Source organism: Spirillospora sp. NPDC052269, from assembly GCF_040679435.1.
GTDB lineage: Bacteria > Actinomycetota > Actinomycetes > Streptosporangiales > Streptosporangiaceae > Spirillospora.
In genome coordinates, this window is the sequence record NZ_JBFAUU010000001.1 from 24,744 (window position 1) to 50,972 (window position 26,229).

Sequence of the window (26,229 nt, forward strand, 5' to 3'; positions counted from 1 at the left end):
CCCCGTCAGACCGTCGCCGCCGCCTCCGCCGCCGGCTCCACCTCGTTCGACGGACGCGTCGCGACGGCCCAGCGGGTCGCCGGGACGAACGCGACGGCCGTCGCCAGGAAGATCCCGCCGAGGACCAGCCAGCCGGCCATGCCGAACCGCAGGCCCGTCTGGGTCACGGCGAGCGGGCCCAGCACCAGCCCGGCCGCGAAGCCGGTGTTGAAGACGCCCTGGTAGACGCCCTGCGCCCGCTCGTCCGCCAGGTCGAAACCGAGCGCCCAGCTCCCGGCCGCCCCCAGCATCTCGCCGACGGTCATGACCGCGACCGCGACCAGCACCAGGGCCGTCGCGGTCCACGCGTCCAGGCCCTTGGACAGGCCCAGCAGCACGCAGCCGACCGCGATCAGCGCCCCGGCGCGCAGGGCCAGGCGAGCCGCCCGGCTCGGATCGTCGGCCCCCTTGCTCAGCCTGACCTGCAACAGGACGACCATGACCGTGTTCAGCAGCATGGCGACCGCGATCAGCGCCCGGGGAGCGTGCGTCTGGTGCGTCACCCACAGCGGGACGCCGATCTCCAGGACGCCCTGCAGCATGACCAGCGCGCCCGCCAGCGCGGTGATCACCAGGTAGGGGACGTCGGTGAGCGCGCCGAAGCCCCGTCCGCGGGTCCGCTCGCCGCCCCCGGGCTCCAGCGCGGGCACCCTGAGCAGCAGGAGCGCCGCGACCACGAAGGTCGCCGCGTCGGCCACCACGATCGTCCGGTAGGCGAAGGGCGTGTCCGCGACGAGGGCGAGGGACGCGAGCACGGCGCCCAGCGAGATGCCGACGTTGGTCACCGACCGCAGGAACGCCCGCCCCGGCACCCGCTGGTCCGGCGGCAGGGCCGTGGCGATCAGCGCGCCCCGCACCGCGTTCTCGCCCCGCTCCACGAACATGACGGCGCAGATCAGCGGCAGCGCCGTCCAGAACGAGTGGACCTGCGTGTAGCCGAGGACGAGCACCGCCTGGACGACCAGGAGCGCCATCAGGGTCGGACGCGCCCCGAACCGGTCGGCGATCCGGCCCAGCGGGATGTTCGCCGCGATGCCGAACACCCCGCCCAGCGCGAGCGCGAGGCCGACCTGGGAGACCGTCATGCCGACCACCCGGGTGAACAGGAGCGCCCCGGTCGTCATGAGCAGGCCGTTGCCGAGCGTGTTGACCAGCGTCATGGCCGAGAGCGCGCGGATCACGGGATGCCCGGCGGCGTCCGCAAGGCTCCGGGGCAGGGGGATCGTCATGCGGTCCATCCCAGCTCAGCGCACGCCCCAGGAGAATGGATTTACCCTCTGAGGCAATGTATGAGTTCAGGTTGGGCGTCCAGGACCTCGCCGAGACGTCGTTCGGGATGTCGCCGCTGTTCGAGTCGGTGTTCAGCCTGCGACCGCGGATCTTCCCGGCCAGGCACCCCGAGCACCAGCCCTGGGCCCGGGAGACGGCCGCCGCCTACGCCCGGCTGGACACGGCGGTGCTGAACGCCCTGTACGCCCCGTACGGCTGGCTGCCGGACTTCCTCACCCCGCGCCCGGACGGCATCGTCACCGATCTGGAGTCCGGCCTCGCCGTCCTGCGGGCGACGCCGCCGGACATCGTCCGCCGCGACATCGCCACCACCTACCGGCACGGCGTGGACGCCGCGTACCGGCAGGTCCCGATCCCGTCCGTCCTGAGCGGCGACCCCTCGGCCGTCCTCGCGCGGATCTGCGCCGCGATCGAGTCCTACTGGGAGGCGTGCATCGAGCCCTACTGGGCGCGGATGCGGGCCGTCCTGGAGGCCGATCTCGCCTACCGCGCCCGGCGGCTCGCGCTCGGCGGCGCGGCGGCCCTGTTCGCCGAGCTGGACGACCGCGTCACCTGGGCGCCCGGACGCGTCCGGGTCGCGATCCCGTCCGACACCGTGCGCAACGTCGTGGTGGACGTCGCCGGACGCGGGCTCGTCCTCGTCCCGTGCCTGTTCCTGCAAGGGGCGATCAACATGACCAGCGAGCATGATCCGCCGGTGATCGCCTACCCGGCGCGCGGGCGCGGCGCCGTCTGGGACCAGGCCGCCCCCGAAGGCGCCGCGGCCCTCGCCGAACTGCTCGGCGCGCCCCGCGCGCGGCTCCTGATCATGCTGGCGTCCCCGGCGTCCACCACCGAACTCGCGCGGCGGCTCGGCGTCACGCCGGGCGGGGTCAGCCGCCACCTCACGGCCCTGCACGCCTGCGGCCTGCTGAACCGCACCCGCGCCGGACGGTCCGTCCTCTACATGCGCAGCCCGCTGGGCGATCAACTCGTCCGCTGACCCCGCCGGACCGCCGGACGGGCGCGCCGGAAGGCCAGGACGGCGGCCCCGAACACCAGCCCCCCGACGGTGAACAGTCCATCGGTCACATGGCCGGCGATCCGCGTCCAGAGCGACGGGTGCGCGGTGTTGTTGACCTCCTCCGTCGTCATCCCGGTTAGCCCGTGGGGCAGGACGCCGGTCGCGCGGCCGATCGAGTCGGCGACACCGCTGACCCCGCGGACGATGAGCAGCGCGAACCCGATCCACAGGGCGGTGACCAGCATCCAGCGCGGTATCCGGCGTCCCCACTCCTGGACGAGCGCCAGCGGCACCGCGACCCCCACGGCGGTCATGATCAGCACAACGATCTCGAAGACCGTCGCGACGATCCGCGCGGTCCCGTGGTGATCGGATGGATCGGGCGAGGGGAGCCCGGTGAAGGCCCAGACGACATGCCAGGCGATGAACACCATCACCCAGGCGAACGCCATGTAGGCGGTCACGCGGTTGACCTGGACGGCGGTGGGACCGGACGATTCGGTGTGAAGGACACTCATGCTTTCCAAGATCACTCGCCGGCGGGCCGCCCGCCTCCCTCCGGCGAGTGATCGACATCCCCCGCGAGCGGGATCCGCCCCCGTCCTCGGGGAGGTGGCGAGCGCGGACGCGCCGGAAACGCGTCGAGGCCCGTCCGGAACGCTCCGGACGGGCCTCGACGGTGTTCTGCGGTCAGTTGGAGCCGTTGAGCTTGGCGATCCGGTTCTCGTACATGCGAACGATCTCCGGACGCGCCTCGTGGGCACGCTCGTACTCGCGCAGCAGCCTGACCTGGTCGGCCGTCAGGCCGCGCAGGCGGGCGCGCAGCTGCGGGAGCGTCGCCGAGTCGTAGTCCGGCACCGGCAGCTCCTCGGCCTTCGCACCCTCGGCCTTCGCGGGCTTCGAGGCGGGCTCGGCCTTGGGCTCAGGCTTGGCCTCGGCCTTGGGAGCGGCCTTCGGCTCAGGCTTCGGCGCGGCGGCCTTGGGCTCGGGCTTCGGCTCCGGCTTGGGCTCCGTCTTTGGCTCGGGCTTCGCCTCGACGCGGTCGGCGGCCGGAGCGGCGGGCTTGGCCTCGGGCTTGGGCGTCGCGGGACGGGGAGCGGCGGCGGGCTTGCCCACCGAGATCTCCTTGTCGCCCGGCGCCGGACGCTCGGCCGGCCGCTGCGCGGGGCGCGCGGCGGGACGCGGGGCCGGCGGACGCGGAGCCGGCGGACGCGGGGTCGTCCGGGTGCGGGCCGCGCGCGGGGCGGGCTCGGCCTCCTCCTCGGCGCCGCGGACGCGCTCGACGACCGTGCCGACCACGGACACCGCTGTGTGCTGGACGTCGTGGCGGAGCCGCCCGAGGACCGGCTTCATGCCGCCGCCCTCGGTGATCTCCTTGTAGTCCCGGGTCATCCGGTCGCTCAGCAGCAGGGCCCGGCCGACGCCGAACATGGCCAGCCGGACGGCGTGCAGCGGAAGGTCGCGGACCTGCTCGCCGACGGACTCCCGGACCTGCTCCCTGAGGCGGCGCGGTGATCTCGTCATCGTTGTCACTCCTCCTGCTGCCTCCGCCGGCCTGGCCGGGGGCCGTCCGGGGCGCACGTCCGGGGCGTCGGCCGGGTGGGCCGTCTGTCCCTCCCAACTCTGCCCCATTACCGCGATCACGGTCACCCCGGCTACTGGATTTCCGTCCAAGAAAGCCCGTGGGGTCAGTCACAGTGCGGGCTTCACGTGCGCCCCTCCGGCACCGGAATCGCCTGCGGGGCAGGACCGCCGGGTCCCGCGGTGAGGGTTCGGTGCCGGGTTCGCGCGGGTCCCGCGGAGCCGGTCCGGGGCGCGTGGGACGGCTCGTACGATAGGGACATGACCTCCACCAGCCAGCGCCGTGTCCTGCTCGCCAAACCGCGCGGTTACTGCGCGGGCGTCGACCGGGCCGTCCAGGCAGTCGAGCTCGCCCTGGAGCAGTACGGGGCGCCGATCTACGTGCGCAAGCAGATCGTGCACAACGTCCACGTCGTCCGGACGCTCGAGGAGCGCGGCGCGATCTTCGTGGACGAGACCGAGGAGGTCCCGGAGGGCGCGATCGTGGTGTTCTCCGCGCACGGCGTCGCCCCCGTGGTCCACGACGAGGCGCGCGGCCGCGGCCTGCGCACCATCGACGCGACCTGCCCGCTGGTGACCAAGGTCCACAAGGAGGCCGTCCGGTTCGCCAAGGACGACTACGACATCCTCCTGATCGGCCACGAGGGCCACGAGGAGGTCATCGGCACCACCGGCGAGGCCCCCGACCACATCCACCTCGTGGACGGCCCGGACGACGTCGCCAACGTGACCGTCCGCGACCCGGAGAAGGTCGCCTGGCTGTCCCAGACCACCCTCTCGGTGGACGAGACGATCGCGACGGTCGAGAAGCTGCGCGAGCGCTTCCCCAAGCTGATGGACCCGCCGTCCGACGACATCTGCTACGCCACCCAGAACCGCCAGGTCGCGGTGAAGCAGATGGCCGCCGACGCCGAGCTGGTGATCGTCGTCGGCTCGACCAACTCGTCCAACTCGGTCCGGCTGGTCGAGGTCGCCAAGGAGCACGGCGCCGACGACGCCCACCTGGTCGACTACCCCGAGCAGATCGACGAGGCCTGGCTGGAGGGCGTGACCACGGTCGGCGTCACCTCCGGCGCCTCGGTGCCCGACGAGCTGGTGCAGGGCGTCCTGGCCTGGCTGGCCGAGCGCGGCTACGGCGGGGTCGAGGAGATCGAGTCCGTCCCGGAGAGCATGCGCTTCGCCCTGCCGCACGAGCTCCGCAAGGACCTCCGCAGCATCCCCCTGGAAGTGATCTAGCTAGTCGACGTCGCCGTGGGGGAGGGGACGGCTCGCCGGCTCCTCCCAGCGGACGGGGTCGACGTCGTCGTCCTCGGCGAGGGTGCGGCCCCGGGCCAGGCGCGCGCGAAGGTCGCGCATGGCCCCGGGCAGGCCGCGCGGGAACGCGATGCCGAGCGCCAGCAGGGTGCCCAGGAACAGCCACGGCGCGATCCCGGCCAGCGCGCTCAGCAGGCCCAGGGACAACGTCCGGGTGAGCGGGCCGCCGTCGGCGGCGAGTTCGGCGATCACGGTCGCGGCGAAGCACGCCAGCGGCGGGCTCACGACCAGCGTCGGCAGGTCGGCGGGGCGGGTCAGCAGCGCGGCGAGCACGCAGCCGGCGACGAACAGGCCCCCGGCCAGCAGCGAGACGTCGACCCAGCGCGCCAGCAGCGCGCCGAGCAGGGCGGCCGCGAGGATGAGCGCCACTCCGCCGCGTCCGGTGAGGGTGATCGGGTTGGACGGGCCGGACGGCCGCGACCGCCGCGAGGAGGCGTTCTGCCGCACTGGACCCCCAGGCCCGGGTGAGGCGCCGTCCGGCGCCTCACGAACCGTCGAAGTACTCATCGCCACCTCTCTCGCCGATCGTGTTGATCAGGGATGGCCCGTCCGCCGAAACCTACCGCGTCCGCGGCCGGGGCGGGGTGCGCGCGCGTTTCGGCGTCCTCTCCGGAACCGTTCCCGTGGCCGCTCCCGTGGCCGTTCACGGCCTCGTTCACAGGCCCGTTCACGGGCTCGTCCTCGGGAACGTTCCCAGGCTCGGTGAACTCGGCGGCCGACAGGGGGCGCGGAGCCTCCTCGACCGGCGCGGGGGCCTCCAGCCGGTCCTCCACGACGCCCAGCTCGTTCAGCCGCCGCGCCGACACCAGGACGCGGGTCTCCAGCGAGCCGACCGTCCGGTTGTAGGCGCGGACGGCCCCGGTCAGGGAGCGGCCCAGCTCGTCCACGTGGCGGCCCATCGTGCCGAGCCGCTCGTACAGCTCCTTGCCGAGGTCGAAGACCGCGCGCGCGTTGCGTGAGAGGGCCTCCTGCTGCCAGGCGTAGGACGCCGTCCGCAGCATGGTGATCAGCGTGGTCGGGGTGGCGATGTGGACGCGCCGCCGCATCGCGTGCTCCAGCAGCCCGGGGTCGCGGTCGAGCGCGGGCGCGAGGAACGCCTCGCCCGGGACGAACAGCACGACGAACTCGGGCGCCGGGCTGAACGCCTGCCAGTAGCTCTTGGCGGCGAGCCGGTCCACGTGGTCGCGGATGTGGCGCGCGTGCGCGTCGAGCCGGTCGCGCTCGGCGGACGCGTCGCCGGTGGACGAGGCCTCCAGGTAGGCGGCGAGGGAGACCTTGCTGTCCACGATGATGTTCTTGCCGCCCGCCAGCCGGACGACCAGATCCGGCCGGACGGCGCCGTCCTCGGTGGCCGCGGACGCCTGCTCGTCGAAATCGCAGTGGTGGGTCATCCCGGCCAGCTCGACCACGCGGCGGAGCTGCAGCTCGCCCCAGCGTCCGCGCGCCTCGGGCCGTTGGAGCGCGCGCACGAGGGCGCGCGTCTCGGTGCGGAGCTGGTCGCCGCTCTGCCGGACGAACTCGACCTGCTTGGCGAGCATCGCGTGCGACTCGCGGCGTCCGGTCTCGACCTCGCGGAGCTGCTCCTCGACCTTGGCGAGGGTCTCGCGCAGCGGCGCGACCAGGTGCTCGACGGCCTGCTTGCGACGGTCGAGCTCGCCCGCGGCCTCGGCCCCGGCGACCTTGAGCCGGGCGTCCGCCAGCTCCAGGAACCGCTGGTTGGACGCGTCCAAAGCCTTGGCGGAGAGGTTCTCGAAGTGCTCGGCCATGCGCTCCTCGGCGTAGGCGAGCTTCTCCTCGGCGGCCTTGGCGCGGGCGATCAGGTTCCCCTGCCGGCCGGTGGCCAGGGCGTATCCGACCACCACGCCGAGGACGGCCCCGAGGAGCAGGCCGGTGAGCAGGGCGGGGTCCATCGGTCAATCGTGACAGCGTGGCGGGAGCGCGCGAGCGCGACGCGCCGGGCCGCGGGCGAGCCGGGTCCGTGATGTCCGGACTATTAGACTCATTGTGTATTAAGAATCATGACGTCCCCTGAGGAGTGGCCATGCCGTCCGCCCCCGAGCCCGCCCCCGCCTTCGGCTCCACTCCGCCGGCCACGCGGACCGTCCGGCCCGTCGCCGCGACCCGGGCCCAGCGCGCCGTCGCCCGCGCCCTCTCCCTGGAGCCCGGCGGGCCGCCGACCCTCCAGGCGCGCGTCGCGAACAAGGTCATCCGCGCGACCCTCCGGGCGTTCTGGGAGGCGTCCCCGCGGGACGACGCCGGGCTGCTGCGGGTCCAGCGGGCCGCGAACCTCCTGGCCTACGCCCAGGGCAACCCGCGCGGCGTGACGTTCGCACCCCAGGACCTGGGGGCCTGCACGGCCGAATGGGTGCGCGCGGGCGCCCCGGACGAGGACAAGGTCTTCCTCTACCTGCACGGTGGCGGCTACTTCTTCGGCGGGCCGCGCCTGTACCGGCCGTTCAACTGGCGCCTGTCGGCCGCCACCGGACGGCCCGTCCTGGGCCTGGACTACCGGCTCGTGCCCCAGCACACCCCCGCGGACGCCCTGGAGGACGCGGTCACCGCCTACACGTTCCTGCTGGGACGCGGCTACAGCCCCGAGAACATCGTGGTCGGCGGAGACTCGGCCGGTGGCCACCTCACCATGGCGCTGCTCCTGGCGCTGAAGCGGACGGGACAGCCGCTTCCCAAGGCGGCGCTGATCCTGTCCCCATGGCTGGACCTTCTGTGCCAGGCCGAGTCGCACCGCACGAACGCCCGCACCGACTGCCTCCTCCCGGCAGATCGGATCGCCTGGCTCGGAGGCGCCTATAGCCAGGGCAAGCCCGACGACGACCCGATCCACGCTCCTGCGCGCGCGGATCTGGCGGGCCTGCCGCCCATGATGTTCGTGGCGTCCAGCATCGAGATCCTGCGTGACGACACGCGCGACGCGCACGAGCGCGCGCTCGCCGCCGGGGTGGACAGCGTCTACCAGGAGTGGAACGGCCTGGCGCACGTCTTCCCGGTCTTCTCCGAGTACGTCCCCGAGGGCCGGGCCGCCTTCCGCCACATCGCCGAGTTCCTCCTCAACGCGGGCGCGTAACCGAGCGTCCGTCCGGGCCCATAAACTTGGCGTCCGTGAGCCTCTCCATCGGAATCGTCGGACTGCCCAACGTCGGCAAGTCCACCCTGTTCAACGCGCTGACCAAGAACGACGCGCTGGCCGCGAACTACCCGTTCGCGACCATCGAGCCCAACGTCGGCGTGGTCGGGGTGCCGGACCCGCGGCTGGAGAGGCTGGCGGAGATCTACGGATCCGCCAAGATCCTCCCGGCCACGATGGAGTTCGTGGACATCGCGGGCATCGTCAAGGGCGCGTCCGAGGGGCAGGGGCTGGGCAACAAGTTCCTCGCCAACATCCGCGAGACCAGCGCGATCTGCCAGGTCATCCGCGCCTTCGAGGACTCGGACGTCACGCACGTCGACGGCGACGTCGCCCCGTCCCGGGACATCGAGACGATCAACACCGAGCTGATCCTCGCCGACCTCCAGACGATCGAGAAGGCCCTGCCGCGCCTGGAGAAGGAGGCGCGGACCAAGAAGGACAAGGACCAGCTCGCCGTCGTCTCCGCCGTCCAGGACGCGCAGAAGATCCTGAACGAGGGCGTCACCCTGTTCGCGGGCGCGGACAAGGCCGGCATCGACCTGGCCCTGCTGCGCGAGCTGCACCTGCTCACCGCCAAGCCGTTCCTCTACGTCTTCAACCTGGACGAGGAGGAGCTCGCGGACGAGGCGCTGCGGTCCCGGCTGCGCGAGCTGGTCGCGCCCGCCGAGGCGATCTTCCTGGACGCCAAGATCGAGGCCGAGCTGATCGAGCTGCCGGACGACGAGGCGCTGGAGCTGCTGCAGGGCATGGGCCAGGAGGAGTCCGGCCTGTCGCAGCTGGTCCGGATCGGCTTCGACACCCTCGGCCTGCAGACCTACCTGACCGCCGGTCCCAAGGAGACCCGCGCCTGGACGATCCGGAAGGGCGCGACCGCTCCGGAGGCCGCCGGGGTCATCCACACCGACTTCCAGCGCGGCTTCATCAAGGCCGAGATCGTCTCCTTCGACGACCTCTCCGAGGCCGGCACCATGGCAGCGGCCCGCACCCAGGGCAAGGTGCGCATGGAGGGCAAGGAGTACGTCATGCAGGACGGCGACGTCGTGGAGTTCCGCTTCAACGTCTGATCGTCCTTCACGTCTTTCACGCCTGATCGTCCGCGGGTGCCCCAGGGGGGGCGCCCGCGGACGTCGTCTTGGGGGCGCCTTGGCGCGGCTTGGGGCGGTCTTGGGGGTGGCTTCAGGGGTGGATTGACCTTGCCGGGGCGTCCGGGTTCCCGTGGTGTGGCGGGATGGCCATCTCGGACATATTGGTACAAAAACGGAAGTCCGTCGCCGGGATCGCTCCCGGCGACGGACGGTGGCGCACGGGAGTGGGCGGACACCTACGGGTGGTTCCGTCCACTCCCGTTCGTGTTCGGGTCGTCCCTCCTGCGTGCGCGGGGTATCCCATGGAACGCCCAGGTGATGCGCTCTGTCGCGAAGCAGACACGATGCCGGGTTTCACGTCAGGAGATTTCGGGAGTCGATCTTCCGACGTCACCAAGCACCTCCCGTACCGGGGTGCTTGTCCGAAACGGGGTGCCGCGCGTCGTTCGGAGTCGGCGATACGGGATCGTCACCGTTTGGCAATCTTCCCCGTTCCTGCTGAGGTGGATTGCATTATCCACAACCGCGCGCCGGGACTGTGCTTCCCCGCGATGCGCTGGAACAATTGACGCTCGTGGTTACGCTGGGCCCGAGGTGGGTTCGGAATGGGCCACATCGGCAGGGATCAGGCACACACAGAGCGTGCCGACCGACGGTCGGCGCGAGCGGAGGCAGGATGGCTCGCAGGTCGGCCGTGAGAGAGGGCCACCAGCCCGCCGGCGTCGACGGCGCCGGACCGTCCGAGCACGCCCTCGGGCCGGCCGACGACCCCTGGGAGGCGGTCTCCGGCCGCCGGTCCCGGCGCGGCGGCGGCGCGGCGCGCGGCGGCCGCTGGGGCGGCTCCGGGGGCCGCTGGTGGGTCTGGCTCGGCCGCGCCCTGCTCTGGGCCCTGATCATCGTGATCGTGGTGAACGGCGTGCGCGCGCCGTTCGAGCGGTTCACCGCCAAGAGCACCCCGTCCGGCGGCGGGTCCGGGTCGTCCACCCACGGCTTCCCCACGACCGCGGCCGAGGCGTTCGCGCTCCAGTTCACGCACGTGTACCTGAGCTACGACCCGCGCAACGCCGACGCGCGCGCCCAGCAATTGCAGGCGTTCGTTCCGCAGGGGGCGTCCGCGCAATTCGGCTGGAACAATGTCGGCCAGTTGCAGCTCACCTCCGCCCAGGTCGCGGGAGTCGACGTCCGCGACGCCGACAATGCCATCGTCACCGTTGTGGCCGGCGCCCAGGGCAAGTGGTTCCGGCTCGCCGTCCCCGTCTACTCCAAGAACGGCGCGATGGTCGTCTCCGCGCGCCCGGCGCTGCTTCCCCCGCCCGCGAAGGCCGACCTCCCGGCCACCGGCGTCCGCGACCGCGACAGCGCCCTCGAGTCCGAGCTCGGCTCGGTCATGGCGGCCTTCTTCCCCGCCTACGCGCAGAGCGACCAGGCGGCGCTGCAACGCTTCTCGGACGGCCCCCCGATCCGAGGACTCGCCAACTCCGTCACCTTCGTGCAGGTCAGAGAGATCATCGCCCCCCGGGGCGAGGTCGACGCCCGCACCGTCACCGTCACCGTCGGCTGGCAGATGCCGGCCCCGGGCGGCGCGGGCGGGGGCGAGCTCGACCAGACCTACGACCTGGACATGGTGAAGAAGAACGGCACCTGGTACGTGCACGATATTCGTGGCACTGCCCAACCGAACGCATCATGAAAGCCCCCGACGTGACCCTCGTAAAAGAACCGACCTCAGCCGAACCAGGAAGGTAAGCAGTCGATGCTGCACCACCTCATGGCGTCGATTCCCGACCAGATTCTGGCGGCGCCCGCGAACAACAACGACCAACTGAGAACCGACCAGCTCGCGGACTGGCTGCGCCAGATCTTCGGGCCGCTCTTCCTGGTGATCGTCTCCATTGTCGCCATCTTCTTTCTGTTCACCCGGGAGATCACCCGCTTCGTCCAGTTCATCGTGCTGGCCGTCGCGATCGGCGTCGTCTTCTACGTCCCGAACATCATCGAGACCACGGCCAAGGCGATCGCCAAGGCCCTGGGGGTGAACCTGACCTAGTCCCGCCCGGACGGTCCCGGGCCCGCGAGGGCCGGGACGGCAGGCGACACCGTGCCCAGCGCAGTCAAAGGGGAGTAGGGGCGTGGATCTACCCACGTACACGAACATCTGGCGCATCGAGAAGCGGCTGTACAAGCTGTACGACCTGCGGCTGCCCATGCCGCTGCCGCTCGTCCAGATCGGTGTGTTCGCCGGGGTGTTCATCCCGTGGATCCTGATGATGCGGCTGTTCGGCGTCCCCTTCAAGACCCCCTGGCACGTCCTGTACATCGTCCCCCCGGGCGTGCTGACCTGGCTCGCGACGCGTCCGGTCATCGAGGGCAAGCGGCTCACCGAGGTGCTGATCTCGCACTCCCGCTTCCTCTCCGAGCCCCGCACCTGGTGCCGCCTGACCCCGATCCGCGAACCCCGTGAGGTCGTCGTCGTCGGCCGCGTCTGGCGCCGCGCCGACCACGCCGCCGACCACGCCGCCGAACGCGCCGCCATCAAGGCCACCCGCAAGGCCCGCAAGGGCCGCAAGGCCCGGCCCCAGGCCGAGGATGCCGCGCCCGCCACCGCCGCCGCGCCCCCGGTGAGCGTCCCCGCCGGACTGACCGCCCGGCGCCTGCCGTCCCACGCCCCGTCCCTGAACGAGGCGCCACGGGAGCCGGTGTTCGCCGAATCGGCCGCCCCCGAGGTCCCGTCCCCGGCCAAGGCCCCGCCCCTCGCGGAACCCGTGGCCGAGGCACGCGCGCAAAGGTCCGCGGACGCCGACGTCCACGTCGCCGAGCCGACGCCGCACGTCGACCACCCGCCCGCGCCCCCCCGGCTCGAGCCGTCCGCCCCGCAAAGCTCAGGCAAGCGCGCCCTGGCCTCCGGCGTCCGCCGTCCAGGCGCCCCCGCCGACTTCTGGAACACCGTCACCCAGAACCTTCCGCAGAACCCGGCCGAGCCCGGCGCCGAGGCCCCCACCCCCGAGGAGCCCGCCGTCGAGGCCGCGTCCGCGGAGACCGCCCCCGACCAGGCTCTGGGCGTTCCACCTCAAGGCGTCGACGGCCCACCGTCGATGTTCGGCCGAGCGCGCCGCCGAATCGCCCCCACCCGTCCCGACACCCCCGTCCAGCCCTCCGCACCGACTCGCCCCGACACCCCCCAGGTCACCACCCCCCAACCGAGCGCGACCACCCCCGCACCTCAGCCCGAGCGTCCCGCGGCCAACGACACTCCTGCGCCGCGCGCTCCACAACCGGCAGCAGGCGGCCTCGCCCGCGCCCCCCGCGCGAACGTTCCAGCGGACACCTCCGCCCAGGCGGGACGCAAGCCCGATGCGGACGTGCCGGAGGACGCACGCGCGAAGCAGCGCGAACGCGCGGCAGGCACCGAGACGCCGACGACGCCCGCGCGCCCGCGCGCAGCGAGTCCAGGTGCAGGCGGCCTCCAACGCGCCCCCCACCAGAACGCGCCCGCCCCTCAGCGCGAGGCGAGCGCGGAAACCCCGTCGCTGCCCGTCCGTCCGCCCGCTGCGGACACGTCCCGGCAGCAAGAAACGCGCCAGCCAGAGCACGCAGCCGAACCCGCAGCGCCCACCTCTCCACGACCAGGCACGGACGCCCCCGCCCAGAACGCCCCCACACCGCGGCCGGGCGTGGACGTCCCTGCTCAGAACGTGCCCACGGCGCGGCCGGGTGCGGACGTCCCCGTTCAGAACGCGCCGACGTCGAGGCCAGGTACGGACGTTCCTGCTCAGAATGCGTCCGCAGCGCAGCGTGCAGACGGGCCCGAACGTCCAGCGCGGGCCGATGGGCCTCCGAGTTTCCGTGATCGCTGGAACCAGCGCGTGGCAGGTGCGGACGCGTCCGCGGCGCACGTGGGGCCCGGCGACCTTGAGCGCACGTCTGGTGCGGGCGTTCGGGAAACCGCGTCCCCTTCGCAGGGGGAGCGTGAGCGTCCTGCGGCCGCGGGCGTGCCCGCGGGGGCCGGTGCCGGGCAGCCGGGAACCGGTGGCCTGGTGAGAGGTCCGCGCGTTGACGCAGAGGCGGACGCGTCGCAGGGAGCACGAGACGCCGAGCGCTCGGCGGGAGCCGATGCCTCTGCGTCGCATGGGTCCGGCCACGCGGCTGGTGCCAGTGCGCCTGAGGGCGTGTCCGCACAGCAGAAGGCGCGCGAGCCGGAGCGTCCGGCGGGTGCGCCTGTGCGGGCGCGTGAGTCTCAGCGTCCGGCGGACGTGCCTACACAGGCGCGCGGGGCTGAGCGTCCGGCGGACGTGCCTGCGCGGCCGCGCGAGGCTGAGCGTCGTTCGGCGGATGCGCCTGTGCGGGCGCGCGCTGAGTGGCTCGGGGCAGATGGCCCTGAGCAAGAGGCTCGTGTGAGCGGAGATGCTTCCCCCGCGCGGGGCGCCGGGGAAGCTCCGGGTGCACCTTGGGACGGGCGTGGGGTTCAGCAGTCCGAGGGTGGGGCTGCTTGGGCGGAGGCTTTGCGGGGCGGGGTGGAGGAGTCTTCGGTGCGAGGACGTGAGGGGGAGCGTCCGGAGGGGACGCCTGGTACTCGGGGGGACATTCCTCGAGAGGCGGCTCCTACGCGGCCCGACATTCCGCAGCAGCCCGCGGCGGACGTCGAGAAGTCGAAGCCGCGGGCCGTTCCCGAGGAGGGGGACAAGCTCGTCGCCCGTGGGAACGTCGTCCGGCGGACGGAGCGGGTCGTGCCCGGCGCGTTCGGGCAGGTGGGCTCCGCTGGGGCCGAGCGTCCGGCGGACGGTGCCGGTGACCCGGAGCGTCCGGCGGGTGAGGGTGAGCAGCGGCCCGCTGGTGCGGGGGAGTGGCAGTCGGTGCGGGGGCGGGAGCCCCGGCCCTGGTCGGAGGAGCTGTCGCGGCCCGCGCCGTGGCCGCCGGTGCAGCGGCAGGACGTGCCGCCGCCCGCGCCGCCGCCGAGCGTGATGCCGTCCGCGTCCGCGCAAGCCGTTCCGCCGGCCCCGCCGGTGCAGGACGCCCCGCCGGCCCCGCCAGTGCGGGAGACGCCGCCGGCCCCCAGGCCAGCGCAGGAGACGCTGCCGGCCAGGCCGGTGCGGGAGACGCCGCCGGCGCCGCCCGTGCAGGAGACGCCGCCGGTGCAGGACGCGCCGCCGCCTCGGCCGGTGCGGTCCGGGCCCGCGTCGCCGGTGCGGCCGCGGCCGCTGCCGCCGCCCCCCGAGGCGCCGCGGACGCCGGAGCCCGCGATCACGCCGCCGGACCCGGAGCACGAGGTCACCAGCGGTGGACTGCGCCGGCTGTTCCACGCGGTCGGCGGCGGGCACGGCGACGCGGACGCCGAGTACGAGCAGCGGCTCCAGCAGCCGTTCCAGGGGTCGCGGCACATCGTCGTCCTCGGGTGCACGGGCGGTGCCGGGCAGACGGTGACCGCGCTGATGCTCGGGCACACGTTCGCGCAGCACAACGGCGAGCCCGTCGTGGCCGTGGACGTGAACCCGGGGCCGGGCGCGCTCGCGCGGCGGACGCGCAGCGAGACCAACGAGACGCTGACCGGGCTCATCACGCGCGCCGACCAGATCGGCAGCCTGACCGCGATGCGCCGGTACACCTCGCAGGCCAGGTCCGGGCTGGACGTCATCGCGGCCGGGAAGAACCCGCTCCAGGCGCTGGACGACCGCGACTACGCCCTCGCCGTCCGCACGATCGACAAGTTCTACTCGGTGACGCTGCTGGACGCGGCGGCCGCCGTCGTCGCGCGCGTCCTGCCGTACGCCGACCAGGTCGTCCTCGTGGCGCCGGCCAGCGCGGACGCCCCGCGCGCGGTCGCGATGACCTACGAGTGGCTGGACGGCCACGGGTACGCCGACCTGCGGCAGCGGGCCGTGACGGTGATCAACGGTGTGAGCCGCCGCAGCATGGACGATGTTGAACAAGCCGAGGCGGTGGCGCGCGGCCGGTGCCGCGCGCTGGTCCGCATCCCATGGGACGATCACCTCAGCATGGACCGTGCGCCGCGCAACGAGTTGAAGGCGTTGCGAGCGCCCACACGGCGTGCCTATCTCGCCCTCGCCGGCGTGGTCGCCGGAGGGTTCGCCGACGTGCCCGAGCGTTACACCGAGCAGCAGCAGGAGGCCGCCCGATGAGCCCCGAGCCAGGTTCGGCCGGACGAGCGCGACCGGACCGGAGGCAGGAGCGATGAGCCGGATGACGAAGGCGCGGTCGAGCCGGCTGCCCATCCGCTACTTCGACGACCGGGTGCTGCTGACCGACACCGCCGCGTGGGCGTACTTCCGGTTGCCGACGGTGTCGTACGAGTTCACCACCGGCGAGGAGCGCGAGGCCCTCGCCACGAACATCACCATCGCGCTCGCGGGCATCCGCATGCAGGACGCGGAGATCCACCTGCGGATCGCGCACCGCACCTACCCGGCGGCGGAGTGGGCGCGCGCGCTGGACCGCACGTCCGACGGCGGCCCCGGCTGGTCGGACTACCTGGAGGAGACCTACCGGCACGTCTGGGCGAAGGTCTTCTGGACCAAGGAGATCTACCTCGGCGTGCGGCTCGGCCCGCGCGGCATGGGCGCGCAGCTGTCCGGCGGCGCGTTCGCGCAGCTGCTGAGCTTCTACAAGCGCAGCGAGTCGGTGCTCGGCATCGAGGACGACGCGATCGACGCCAAGGAGATCACGCGCTGGACCGAGCAGGCCGAGCGGATCGGCCGCGCGCTCGGCGGGTCGGCGCTGTTCGCGCGGCACGCCACCTCGACCGAGGTCGCGTGGATGTTCCAGCACGCGGTGACCGGGTCGCTCACCGACCCACCGCCGTCCGCCGTCCCGCGCCGGACGTGGGGGCGCGGCGAGGTCGAGGCGCTGGTCGAGGGCGCGATCCACAACGGCCGCTCGTACCTGCGGATGGAGCAGCCGAACTTCAACGGCGCGGGCGTCGGCGCGACGGCCGAGTCGTTCGTGGCGTACCTGTCGTTCGCGCGGTTCCCGGACCTGATGCCGTTCCCGGACGGCGAGCCCTGGTTCCACTACGCGGACGCGCTGTCGTTCCCGGTCGAGATCAGCGCGCGCATGAAGCTGATCCCGCCCGCCAAGGCGTCCAAGGACGTCTCGCGGAAGCTCGCGCACGCGCGCGACATGGACCAGCACATCCGCGAGGCCGGTGTCGAGGCGCCGATCGCGCTCGCCGAGCAGATCGACGCCGCGCGGATGCTGGAGCACGGCATCACCAAGGAGCGCCTGCCGTTCGTGTACGGCTGGCACCGGCTCATCGTGTCCGCGCCCACCGCCGAGCTCCTGGCGCAGCGCGTGGACACCGTCGTCGAGCACTACCGCGACATCGGCATCGACGTGGTGAACTCGACCGGCGACCAGTTCAGCCTGTTCAGCGAGTCGCTGCCCGGCGACCGCATCCGGCTGAACGCCTACGCGCAGCGGCAGCCGCTCCGCACGATCGCGGGCGGCATGCCGACCGCGACGGTCGACCTCGGCGACCGTCCGGACGACGCGAACGAGGGCTGGATCGGCCCGTACATCGGGGAGACGCTCGGCCGGGCCCGGTCGATCGTGCACTTCGACCCCCTGGTCGCGGCGGCCCGGAACCGTCCGACCGCGGTCGCGATCACGGGCGAGCCCGGCGGTGGCAAGACCACCCTCGCGCTGCTGCTCATCTACCAGATGGCGCTGCGCGGGGTGACGGTCGCCGTGATCGACCCGAAGGGCGACGCCGAGTCGCTCGTCGAGCTGCTCAAGGCGCGTGGGCGCAAGGCGCGCACGCTGCCGCTCGGGTCCGCCGCGCCCGGCCTGCTCGACCCCTTCTCGTTCGGGGACGACCTGGCCGCGAAGAAGACGATGGCGACCGAGACGCTCCGGCTGCTGCTGCCGCGCATGTCGGAGGAGCGCGAGTCGGCGATGATCCAGGCCGTCGGCGCGGTCGCGAACGGGGAGCGGCCGTCCCTCGGGAAGGTCGTGGACCACCTGGAGTCCGCGCCCGACCCGGCGTCCAAGAACCTCGGCGCGGTGCTCCGGTCGATGTCGGAGATGCGGCTCGCGCGGCTGTGCTTCGACCCGTCCGGCGGCGAGCGGATCGACACCAAGGGCTGGACGACCGTGTTCACCCTCGGCGGCCTCACCCTCCCGGACGTGTCGATCGGCCGCGAGGACTACTCCTACGAACAGCGCCTCTCGGTGGCGCTGATGTACCTGGTGTCGCAGTTCGCCCGGCGCCTCATGCACGGCCTCGACCGCCGCCTCCCGAAGGCCATCTTCCTGGACGAGGCGTGGGCCATCACCTCGACACCCGAGGGCGCCAAGCTGGTGCCGGAAGTGTCGCGCATGGGCCGTTCTCGCAACACTGCGTTGATCCTGGTCTCACAGAACGCCGGGGACCTCTTGAATGAGCAGGTGACCAACTGCCTGTCCTCGGTCTTCTCGTTCCGCTCGACCGAGCGCGTCGAGGTCGAGAACGTGATGGCCCTGCTGGGCGTGGAGCCGTCCGACGAGCACAAGGCCGTCCTGCGGAACCTGGGCAACGGTGAGTGCGTCTTCCGCGACCTCGACGGCCGGGCGGGCCGCATCGGCGTCGACCTCGTCTCCCCCGAACTGCGGGCCTGGCTCGACACGAACCCGACCCGGCAACACCCCGGTACGTCCGACCTGTCCGCCGCGGGGGCCCACACCGAGGAGGCCGCCCCATGAAAGCCCGCCGACCCCCCGCATACCCGGGCCGCCGCGCCCCCCGCATACAGCGGAGTCCGGGTGAAGGGCTCGATCTGACCCGAATAGCCGGCAGGCGCAGGCGGGGCCCCCGCCGATCGGCGCTGCTGACCCTCATCCTGGCCCTGTTCATGTTCGGCCTGACGCCGATCGCGAGCGCGGGCCCGTTCGGCGGAGATCCCTGTCGTCCGGCGGACAGTCCGGCGCCGGAGCAGTACGGGGCCGGCTCGGACGGAATGATCAAACCCCCCGACTACCCCAGCGACAAGCTGAAGGCGACACCCCCGGCGCAGCTGACGTACTACGACCGCTACGGGACGGCGGGACAGTCCTGGTACGCGGTCGACATGGGCTGTTCGGACGCGATGGCGATGATGGGGAACGCCCTCGCGAACACGACGTTCACGCTGGTGCGGGCGATCGACCGGACGACGATCAGCGTGTACCAGGCGGCGGCGAGCGAGTCGCTGCTCGGCTGGCTGAAGGGCACCGTGGACGGTGTGATCAGCCAGATGGGCAAGACGTTCAACGCCCGCTACTGGTCCTGGGTGGTCATCCTCGGGGCGATCACGCTGGCCTGGTGGGGGCTGGTGCGCAAACGGGCCAGCAAGGTCACCGAGGGCGTGATCTGGATGGTCGCGGCGATGGTGGCGCTGATCTGGCTGATCGCGAGACCCGCGGACTTCACCACACTCGGGACGAAGGTGTCGGAGGCGACGAGCGCGGCGTTCAACGCGGCGTTGCCACAGAGCGACACCAAGGGGTCGACGTGTGTCCCGGCGCCCGCGCCACCGGCGGGGCAGCCCGCGCAACCGGCTCCTGCGCAGCCGGACGCGACGACCCGCAACGCGAACGGGCTGTGGGTCGCGCTGGTGTGCAAGCCGTGGCTGATGGGCGAGTTCGGGACGACCGACCCCAACGCCAAGATCGTCAAGGACAACGCGGACAAACTGCTGTACGCGCAGGCCGTCGACCTGCCCGAGACGTACGGTCAGCAGAAGGTCGACCTGGCGAAGAAGGCCGACGCGTACAAGGAGGTCTCGAAGAACGTCAAGGACAACTACTCCGGCACGTACGCGCTGTTCCAGGGCAAGAACTGGACGAGCCGGCTGGCGGTGGCGTTCGGCGGGCTGTTCGCGGCCCTGGTCGCGGGACTGCTGATCCTGGTCATCGCGATCGCGTTGATCGTCGTGAAGATCGCGTTCCTGCTCCTGCTTGTAGCAGGGCCGATCTTCCTGGGGATCGGCATCCATCCGGGGATCGGACGTGTGATCGCGATCCGGTGGCTCGAGCTGCTGCTGTCGATGCTGCTGAAACAGGCGGCGCTGATCGGTGTGCTGTCGCTGCTGCTGTGGGCGTACGGGCTGATCCTCGGCGAGACGCTTCCGTGGGGTCTGCAGATCCTGCTGATCGCGCTGGTGACGTGCGCGGCGTTCGTGTACCGCAAGCCGTTCCAGCACCTGTTCTCCGCGGTCGGGTACTCGGCGGTCGGGGCCCGGGAGAAGAGCCAGGCGCACCTCGACAAGTCGATCGCCGAGGCGCGCAAGAACACCGTGGGCGTCGCGGGCGCCGTGGTGCCCGGCGCGGCCGGGTACCGGCTCGGCCGGTGGACCAAGCGGGACGCCGCGGCCGACGCCGCCGCCGAGGGCGGTGTCGCGGCGGGAGCCGTGGTCGCCGACCGGCGCGCCGGCGCTGTCGGTGTCGCGGACGCGCCCTCGCCGGATTCGGCCCCGGTCCTGGCGGCCAGGCCGCGTGGCGGCACGACCTCCGCGGGGGCCGCCGGCGCCGGGCGGTCGCGGCGGGACGCTCCGCCGCTCAACCTCTCGACGCGCGCCGGTTCGCTGAGCGGGGCCGGCCGGCCGGACGGTGACGGCGGCGCGTCCGACGGTGTGTCGGGTGCGGCGTCCGGGACGGGGACCGGTGCGTCGCGTCCGACGTCCTGGTCGGCTCGTCCGTCGGCCGGTGGCGGTGCTGCCGCTGGTGGTGGCGCTGTCGCGGGTGGACGTTCGTCCGGTTCGAACGGCGGTAACGGTGCTGCGGCGGCTGCCGGGCGCGGCGGGTCCGGTTCAGGTGCCGGTGCTGGAAGCGCCGCCGGGGCTGGGGCCGGTTCGCGGGCGCGCGGTGGCGGGTCTGGGCCCACGTCGTGGACGGCTCGTCCGGGATCCGGTGCGGGTGCTTCGTCGGGTGGCGGTAACGGGTCGTCCGGTGGTGTGCGCGGGTCCGGTGGGTCCGGAGCCGGTGGTTCCGGTGGTGGCTCGGGTGGTTCTGGTGGGTCTGGCGGTGGCGCGGGTGCGTCCGGCGGGGCCGGAGCTGGAGCTGGACGGGCTCGCGGGGCTGGTGCGGCCGGTGGCGGTTCGCGCCGCGCTGCTGGAGGCGGTAGCGGAGCGGCCGGTGCAGGCGGTTCCGGTAGGTCGTCCGGTGGCGATGGTGGATCCGGTGGGCGTGGCTGGTTCAGCGGTGGTGACTCCAACGGCGGCGGTACGTCCGGCGGCGGCGGAGGCGGTGCGTCCGGCGGTGGCGGTGCTTCCGGTGGCGGGGGCGGTGCTTCCGGCGGTGGTGAGTCGGGTGGCGGCTCGTCGTCCGGTGGCGGACGTAGTTGGTTCGGTGGTGGACGCCGCAACTCCGACGGAAACGGAAACGGAAACGGGAACGGGAACGGCGGCGGTGGACGGCGCGGTTCCGGTGGTTCCGGTGGTTCCGGGAGCGGTTCGTCGTCTGGTGGGTCCGGTGGTGGTGAGTCCGGTGTGCCGCAGCCGCGCGGTGGCGATGGTGGCGCCGGGGGATCCGAGCAGGCGCCGCCGCTGTGGGGCGGACGGCGGGGCGGTGGGGGCGGCGAGCCGCCGATCCCGTTCTGGCTGCGTCCGGTCGATCGGGACGAGTGATGAACCTGTCCGACCGGCAGCGGAAGATCCTCTTCGGTGTGCTGGTGGTGGCGCTCGCCGCCGTCGGGGTGTACCTGACGGCGGCCTCGCCGGCCCAGCACAAGTCCTCCCCCCGGACGGCCCGTCCGGCGCCCGTGACCGGGGGAGGACCGGCGGCCCCGGCCTCCCCGCCCCCTGGCATCACGTCCCAGATCAACCCCGGGAACTTCGACATTTACCAGCTGCTGCCGTTCGGCCGGCAGGAGTTCGCGACCGCGGCCGACACGGCGCAGAAGTTCGTCGCCGCGTACGGGACGTACCGGTTCGACGAGCAGCCGCAGGCGTACGCGGCGCGGTTGCAGCCGCTGGTGAACGACCAGGTCGCGCAGCAGATCGCGCAGGGGTTCGCGGCGCCCGGAATCCAGCAGCAGCGGCAGCAGGACAAGACGGTCGCGACCTGCACGGCGTCGCTCGACCAGGTGCGCGACATCGGCAACAACTCGATCATCTTCCTGGTCACCGGGAAGCAGCGGATCGACAAGGCGGGGGGCGGGAGCGACGACAGCAAGCAGTGGGCGGTGACGATCGCCCGTGACGGCAACGCGCTGAAGGTCGCCGCGTTCGAACCCGCCGACGTCGGGCAGGCGGGCGACACCGGGGGAGGCGGACGGGGATGACCCGCGCACGGGTGCTGGCCGTCACGGCGCTGGCCGCCGTCGCGGCCCTGTTCGCTTCGCTGCTGGTGATCCCCGTGCTGTTCGGGGCGAGCCAGTTCATGTTCGGCGGGGGCGGCGCGGGAAGCGCCGGCTGCGTCGACACCACCGGCGCGTCCACGCAGCCGGGCACGTCCGACGACGCCCGCGGGATCCCGGCGAACTACCTGTCGCTCTACGAGGCTGCGGGCAAGCAGTACGGCATCCCGTGGAACATCCTCGCGGGGATCGGACGCGTCGAGACCGTGCACGGGACGTCCGGGGAGCAGGGCGTGAAGAGCGGCACGAACTACGCGGGCGCGGGCGGTCCGATGCAGTTCCTGAAGTCCACGTTCGACTCGTTCGCCGTGGACGGCGACCACGACGGCAAGAAGAACCTGTACGACCCCGCTGACGCGATCTACACCGCCGGCGCGTACCTCAAGCACAACGGCGCCCCGGACCGGATGAAGACCGCCATCTTCATGTACAACCACTCCTGGGACTACGTGAACCTCGTCCTCGACTGGGCCGGGAAGTACGCGAACGGCAACTACAAGGTCGTCCAGTCGAACGGTGTGGACTGCAAGGACGACGAGCTGCCCGCGGGGTCGTCCGGGCTGATCCAGCAGATCATCTCGTTCGCGCTGGCGCAGCGCGGCAAGCGGTACATCTTCGGCGCGGCCGGGCCGGACGCCTGGGACTGCTCCAGCCTGCTGCAGGCCGCCTACAAGTCGGTCGGCCTGAGCATCCCGCGCACGACGTTCGAGCAGTGGCCGTTCGGCCAGAAGATCGCCAAGGGGCAGGAGCAGCCGGGCGACTTCGTGTTCTTCAACTCCGGGCCGGGCACGTCCTCGGACAACCCGGGGCACGTCGGCATGGTCATCGGGAAGAACCGGATGATCGTCGCGCGCTGCTCCGCGTGCGTCCCGAACATCGGCGTCACCCCGTACAACCGTCCGGACTGGATCGGGGCCACGCGTCCGCTCGCGACCAAGGCGCTGAAGTCGCAGCTCGCGCACCTGACGTCCGCCGGCCGGCCCGGCGGCTGACCCGGCGCCCGCACCGCCGAGGCGGGTCCGCCCCCGTGCCGCCGAGGCGGGCCTGCCCCCGCGCCGCCGGGACGGGCAGGCTCGGCGGCCGACCGCCCCGTGCCGCTGAGCGTCAGCGGCGCGGGGTGATGGGCGCGAGGACGTCGCGGAGGGCGTCGGCCGCCGCGCGCAGTTTCTCGGTCGGGACGGATCCGAGGACGTCGTCGTGCGCCGTGCCGCTGGCGGCCAGGGCGTCCATGGTGACGCGCAGGCCGTCGTCGGTGAGCCGGACCCAGCGGCCCCGGGCGTCGCCCTCGTCGGTGCCGCGTTCGACGTATCCGGCCTTCTCCAGGCGCTGCAGGACGTTGCTGGTGCCGCCGGACGTCAGGAACGCGGAGCGGGTGAGGTCGGTCGGGCGCAGCCGGTAGGGGCTGCCCGCGCGCCGCAGGACGGTCAGCACCTCGAACTCGGCGTAGGTGAGGCCGAGGTCGGTGAGCTCCGTGCGGATGGCCTGGAGGATGAGGTTCTGGATGCGTCCGGCGCGCTTGCCCAGCTCGAGCATGGCGATCAGCGTGTCGTCGAGCCCGTCGGCGCGCCAGCCTTCCACCAGGGGGTCGACCTCGTCGCGACGCCGGGCGTGGTCCCGGTCCCGATCGTGCTGCACGCAGCCGAGGATACTCGCCGCTCGTATTGCTTTCAGAAAAGCTTTTCTCTAAGCTTTCGGCCATGACATCCCCTCTTCTCATCCAGGGCGGGCTCGTGCTGAGCCCGCGGAATCTCGGTGTCGTGGACGTGCTCGTCCGCGACGGAGTGATCGCCGCCGTCGGTCCTGACCTGCCCGTACCGGACGACGCGGAGGTGGTCGACGCGTCCGGGCGGATCGTCCTGCCCGGGTTCGTGGACCCCCACCGGCACATGTGGCAGGGCACGATCCGCGGCGTCCAGCCGGACACGTCGTTGCCCGCCTACTTCGAGCGTGTGCTCAGCCGCCTCGGCCCCGCGCTCAGGCCCGAGGACCTGTACGCGGGCGTGCTCGGCTCGGCGCTGGAGGCGCTCGACTCGGGCGTGACGACGGTCGTGGACTGGGCGCACGCCCCGGCCGGTCCCGAGTACGTCGAGGCGAACCTCGACGCGCTCAGGGACGCCGGGATCCGCGCGGTGTACGGCTACTTCCACGCGGGCGGCGAGGAGACGCGGGCCGCCGAGACCCGGCGCGTCCGGGAGGCGTGCGGCGACGGCCTGGTCCGGATGGCCGTGGCGGCGCTCGGTCCGGACCTCGGTTCGGTGGAGCAGGCGCGGGAGGAGTGGCTGTCCGCGCGCGACCTGGACGTCATGATCACCACGCACATGGGCGGTCACGGGGCGGAGGCCGCGGCCGGCGGGCTCGCGTTCCTCGACGACCAGGACCTGTGGACGCCCGGCACGATGTACGTCCACGCCAACGACTACACCGACGAGCAGTTCAAGCGGATCGCCGACCACGGCGGGACGGTCGCGGTCTCGCCGGCAGTCGAGACCGCGATGGGATTCAGCCTCCCGGTGACCGGGCGCGCACGAGCTGCGGGCATTCCGAGCGGTCTCAGCGCCGACGCGGTGACGAGCGCGAGTTCCGACATGTTCAGCCTCATGCGCGCCGCCTACTACGTCGAGCGGGGCCGTCCGGACGGCGTGGGGCTCGGCTTCACGACGGCGGACGCGTTGCGCATGGCGACGGTGGAGGGCGCGCAGGTCGCGGGCCTGGGCGGCGTCACCGGCGAGATCGCGCCCGGGTTGCAGGCGGACATCATGCTGTTGCGCACCGACCTGCCGGGGATCGCGCCCGTCCACGACCCGGTCGCGGCCGTCGTCCTGTACGCCGACACGCGTGCGGTCGACACCGTCATGGTCGCCGGACGGATCGTCAAGCGTGACGGACGCCTGGTCGCGGACGTCGCGACGGCACTGGACCGGCTCGGGGCCTCGGCCGCCTACCTGGCCGAGAAGGTCCCCGCGGACGCGCCGTCCGCAGGCCGGTAGCCGGGCGGCACGGCGAAATAGAGGGGTGGCGCGTGGGGGTGGCGTGACATGCTGGCCGCGTGGACGAGCCGGACATGACACTGGAAATCGCGCCCGAACTGCTCTTCTTCCTGCCTGCCGCGCGCCGTCGTGAGCGCCAGCGGATCGCCTGGGACGGGACGTCGAGCCTGGGACACGTCATCGAGTCCCTCGGCGTCCCGCTGCCCGAGGTCGGGACCCTGACCGCGGACGGCGCGGCCGTCGAGCCGTCGCACCGCCCGGCCTCCGGCGCGGTCGTGCGGGTCGGGCCGGTCGCGCGCCCGCAGGAGGTCCCCCTGGATCCGGGGCAGGCCGCGCCGCGCTTCCTGCTGGACGTGCACCTCGGCACCCTCGCCCGCCGGATGCGCCTGATCGGCCTCGACACCGCCTACCACAACGACATGGACGACCCGGAGCTGGTCGTCCAGGCGAACGAGGAGCGGCGCGTCCTGCTCACGCAGGACCGGGGACTGCTGATGCGGCGCGCGCTGTGGTTCGGCGCGTACGTCCGGAGCCCCCGGCCGGACGACCAGCTCCACGACCTGCTGGAGCGGTTCGCGCCCGAGCTGGCCCCCTGGACGCGCTGCACGGCCTGCAACGGCACGCTCGTCCCGGTGGACAAGGCGGAGATCGAGCGGGAGCTCGCGGAGGGGACGCGCCGCAGCTACGACGCGTACGGCCGCTGCGCCGACTGCGGCCGCGTCTACTGGCGCGGCGCCCACGGCGACCACCTCCAGGAGATCGTGGAGACCGCCCGGCGGACCGTCGACCAGGCCCGGTCGGACGCCGCCTCGTCGCGCTGATCCACCGGGCCCCGCCGCCGCGTTCGGCCCCGCCCCACGGGACGGTCATGGAAACGGCATGATGGCGGTCCATGAGCGTGAGCGTGGTGGTGGGAGCGGCGATCATCTCCGGCGGGCGGCTGCTGGCCGCGCAGCGGGCCGAGCCGCCGGAGCTCGCCGGGGGATGGGAGTTCCCGGGCGGCAAGGTGGACCCGGGGGAGACCGACGAGCAGGCGCTCGTCCGCGAGTGCGAGGAGGAGCTCGGCGTCCGGGTCGTCCTGGGCGAGCGGGTCGGCGGCGACTGGCCGCTGGGGCTCGGCGGGTCCGTCCTGCGGGTGTGGACGGCGACCGTCGTGGACGGCGAGCCGGAGGCCCTGGAGCACCTCGCGCTGCGCTGGCTCACCGCGGACGAGCTCTACGACGTCGAGTGGCTTCCAGGCGACCTCCCGGTCGTCGAGGCGATCACCCCTCACCTCGCCCGCTGACCGGCCCGTCTGGGCGCGCACGGCCGGACGCACACCGCCTGGCCGGATGAGGCCATGGCGCGGAGGCGGACGGGCCCGAGGTTCCAGAGCCCCGAAAACGCAGCGACCGGCGTCCGCGGGAGGCGGACGCCGGTCGCTGCGTGGTGCTTCGGGGCGTGCGTGGTGCTTCAGGTCGTGC

Annotated in this window: 20 protein-coding genes; 14 read left to right on the forward strand and 6 right to left on the reverse strand. The window is 72.8% G+C overall.

What is annotated here, in order from left to right:
* Positions 1-5: 5 nt before the first annotated feature.
* Positions 6-1,268, reverse strand: a complete 1,263-nt coding sequence (locus AB0L06_RS00150) for an MFS transporter (protein WP_500228671.1) — start codon at positions 1,266-1,268, stop codon at positions 6-8.
* Between the two features lie 56 nt (positions 1,269-1,324).
* On the opposite strand from AB0L06_RS00150, the gene AB0L06_RS00155 reads away from it, so the two are divergent.
* The gene (locus tag AB0L06_RS00155; RefSeq protein WP_500228672.1) at positions 1,325-2,311 is read left to right on the forward strand and encodes an ArsR/SmtB family transcription factor; all 987 of its coding nucleotides are present in this window, start codon (positions 1,325-1,327) and stop codon (positions 2,309-2,311) included.
* Here AB0L06_RS00155 and AB0L06_RS00160 read toward each other — a convergent pair.
* Together AB0L06_RS00160 and AB0L06_RS00165 are read right to left on the reverse strand one after the other, a co-directional pair.
* On the reverse strand, positions 2,296-2,850 hold the full coding sequence (locus AB0L06_RS00160) for a DUF3995 domain-containing protein (protein ID WP_500228673.1): 555 nt from the start codon (positions 2,848-2,850) through the stop codon (positions 2,296-2,298). The genes AB0L06_RS00155 and AB0L06_RS00160 overlap by 16 nt on opposite strands.
* Before the next feature lie 172 nt (positions 2,851-3,022).
* A complete protein-coding gene (locus AB0L06_RS00165; protein ID WP_500228674.1) occupies positions 3,023-3,856 on the reverse strand; it encodes a DUF8129 domain-containing protein in 834 nt (277 codons plus the stop codon).
* Positions 3,857-4,174: 318 nt separating this feature from the next.
* Here AB0L06_RS00165 and AB0L06_RS00170 point away from each other — a divergent pair, with 318 nt between their 5' ends.
* Entirely contained in the window at positions 4,175-5,149 is a 975-nt protein-coding gene (locus AB0L06_RS00170; protein WP_500228675.1) for a 4-hydroxy-3-methylbut-2-enyl diphosphate reductase, read from the forward strand.
* Here the strand turns inward: AB0L06_RS00170 and AB0L06_RS00175 are convergent, their stop codons facing one another.
* Both AB0L06_RS00175 and AB0L06_RS00180 read right to left on the reverse strand, forming a co-directional pair.
* Positions 5,150-5,734 carry a DUF6542 domain-containing protein gene (locus AB0L06_RS00175; RefSeq protein ID WP_500228676.1) on the reverse strand — a complete coding sequence of 195 codons (585 nt, stop codon included), beginning with the start codon at positions 5,732-5,734 and terminating at the stop codon, positions 5,150-5,152.
* Positions 5,731-7,137, reverse strand: coding sequence for a DNA recombination protein RmuC (locus AB0L06_RS00180; protein WP_500228677.1), 1,407 nt, complete (start codon positions 7,135-7,137; stop codon positions 5,731-5,733). The genes AB0L06_RS00175 and AB0L06_RS00180 overlap by 4 nt, the downstream gene beginning before the upstream one ends.
* Before the next feature lie 131 nt (positions 7,138-7,268).
* Between AB0L06_RS00180 and AB0L06_RS00185 the strand changes: the two genes are divergently transcribed.
* The 9 genes from AB0L06_RS00185 (at position 7,269) to AB0L06_RS00225 (ending at position 22,771) form a co-directional block, all read left to right on the forward strand.
* The gene (locus tag AB0L06_RS00185; protein WP_500228678.1) at positions 7,269-8,309 is read left to right on the forward strand and encodes an alpha/beta hydrolase; all 1,041 of its coding nucleotides are present in this window, start codon (positions 7,269-7,271) and stop codon (positions 8,307-8,309) included.
* Between the two features lie 35 nt (positions 8,310-8,344).
* Positions 8,345-9,436, forward strand: a complete 1,092-nt coding sequence (gene ychF, locus AB0L06_RS00190) for a redox-regulated ATPase YchF (RefSeq protein ID WP_500228679.1) — start codon at positions 8,345-8,347, stop codon at positions 9,434-9,436.
* A gap of 697 nt (positions 9,437-10,133) precedes the next feature.
* Positions 10,134-11,147 carry a conjugal transfer protein gene (locus AB0L06_RS00195; protein ID WP_500228680.1) on the forward strand — a complete coding sequence of 338 codons (1,014 nt, stop codon included), beginning with the start codon at positions 10,134-10,136 and terminating at the stop codon, positions 11,145-11,147.
* 63 nt (positions 11,148-11,210) lie between these two features.
* A complete protein-coding gene (locus AB0L06_RS00200; RefSeq protein WP_122200138.1) occupies positions 11,211-11,504 on the forward strand; it encodes a hypothetical protein in 294 nt (97 codons plus the stop codon).
* Between the two features lie 82 nt (positions 11,505-11,586).
* Positions 11,587-15,591, forward strand: a complete 4,005-nt coding sequence (locus tag AB0L06_RS00205) for a TcpE family conjugal transfer membrane protein (RefSeq protein WP_500228681.1) — start codon at positions 11,587-11,589, stop codon at positions 15,589-15,591.
* A 52-nt stretch (positions 15,592-15,643) separates the two neighbouring features.
* Positions 15,644-18,148: an ATP-binding protein gene (locus AB0L06_RS00210; RefSeq protein ID WP_500228682.1), complete on the forward strand. Its 2,505-nt coding sequence runs from the start codon at positions 15,644-15,646 to the stop codon at positions 18,146-18,148.
* 254 nt (positions 18,149-18,402) lie between these two features.
* The gene (locus tag AB0L06_RS00215; protein ID WP_500228683.1) at positions 18,403-21,048 is read left to right on the forward strand and encodes a type IV secretion system protein; all 2,646 of its coding nucleotides are present in this window, start codon (positions 18,403-18,405) and stop codon (positions 21,046-21,048) included.
* Entirely contained in the window at positions 21,048-21,704 is a 657-nt protein-coding gene (locus AB0L06_RS00220; RefSeq protein ID WP_500228684.1) for a hypothetical protein, read from the forward strand. Before AB0L06_RS00215 ends, AB0L06_RS00220 begins: the two co-directional genes overlap by 1 nt.
* Positions 21,701-22,771, forward strand: a complete 1,071-nt coding sequence (locus AB0L06_RS00225; protein WP_500228685.1) for a C40 family peptidase — start codon at positions 21,701-21,703, stop codon at positions 22,769-22,771. Before AB0L06_RS00220 ends, AB0L06_RS00225 begins: the two co-directional genes overlap by 4 nt.
* A 112-nt stretch (positions 22,772-22,883) precedes the next feature.
* Here AB0L06_RS00225 and AB0L06_RS00230 read toward each other — a convergent pair whose 3' ends face one another.
* Complete coding sequence (locus AB0L06_RS00230) at positions 22,884-23,414, reverse strand: MarR family winged helix-turn-helix transcriptional regulator (protein ID WP_500228686.1); 531 nt, start codon at positions 23,412-23,414, stop codon at positions 22,884-22,886.
* Between the two features lie 62 nt (positions 23,415-23,476).
* On the opposite strand from AB0L06_RS00230, the gene AB0L06_RS00235 reads away from it, so the two are divergent.
* From AB0L06_RS00235 to AB0L06_RS00245, 3 genes are all read left to right on the forward strand, one after another.
* Positions 23,477-24,766, forward strand: a complete 1,290-nt coding sequence (locus tag AB0L06_RS00235; RefSeq protein WP_500228687.1) for an amidohydrolase family protein — start codon at positions 23,477-23,479, stop codon at positions 24,764-24,766.
* A gap of 74 nt (positions 24,767-24,840) precedes the next feature.
* Positions 24,841-25,587 (forward strand): Mut7-C RNAse domain-containing protein, encoded by a 747-nt coding sequence (locus tag AB0L06_RS00240; protein WP_500228688.1) that lies wholly within the window; start codon positions 24,841-24,843, stop codon positions 25,585-25,587.
* A 71-nt stretch (positions 25,588-25,658) separates the two neighbouring features.
* On the forward strand, positions 25,659-26,051 hold the full coding sequence (locus AB0L06_RS00245; RefSeq protein WP_500228689.1) for a (deoxy)nucleoside triphosphate pyrophosphohydrolase: 393 nt from the start codon (positions 25,659-25,661) through the stop codon (positions 26,049-26,051).
* Positions 26,052-26,229 lie beyond the last annotated feature (178 nt).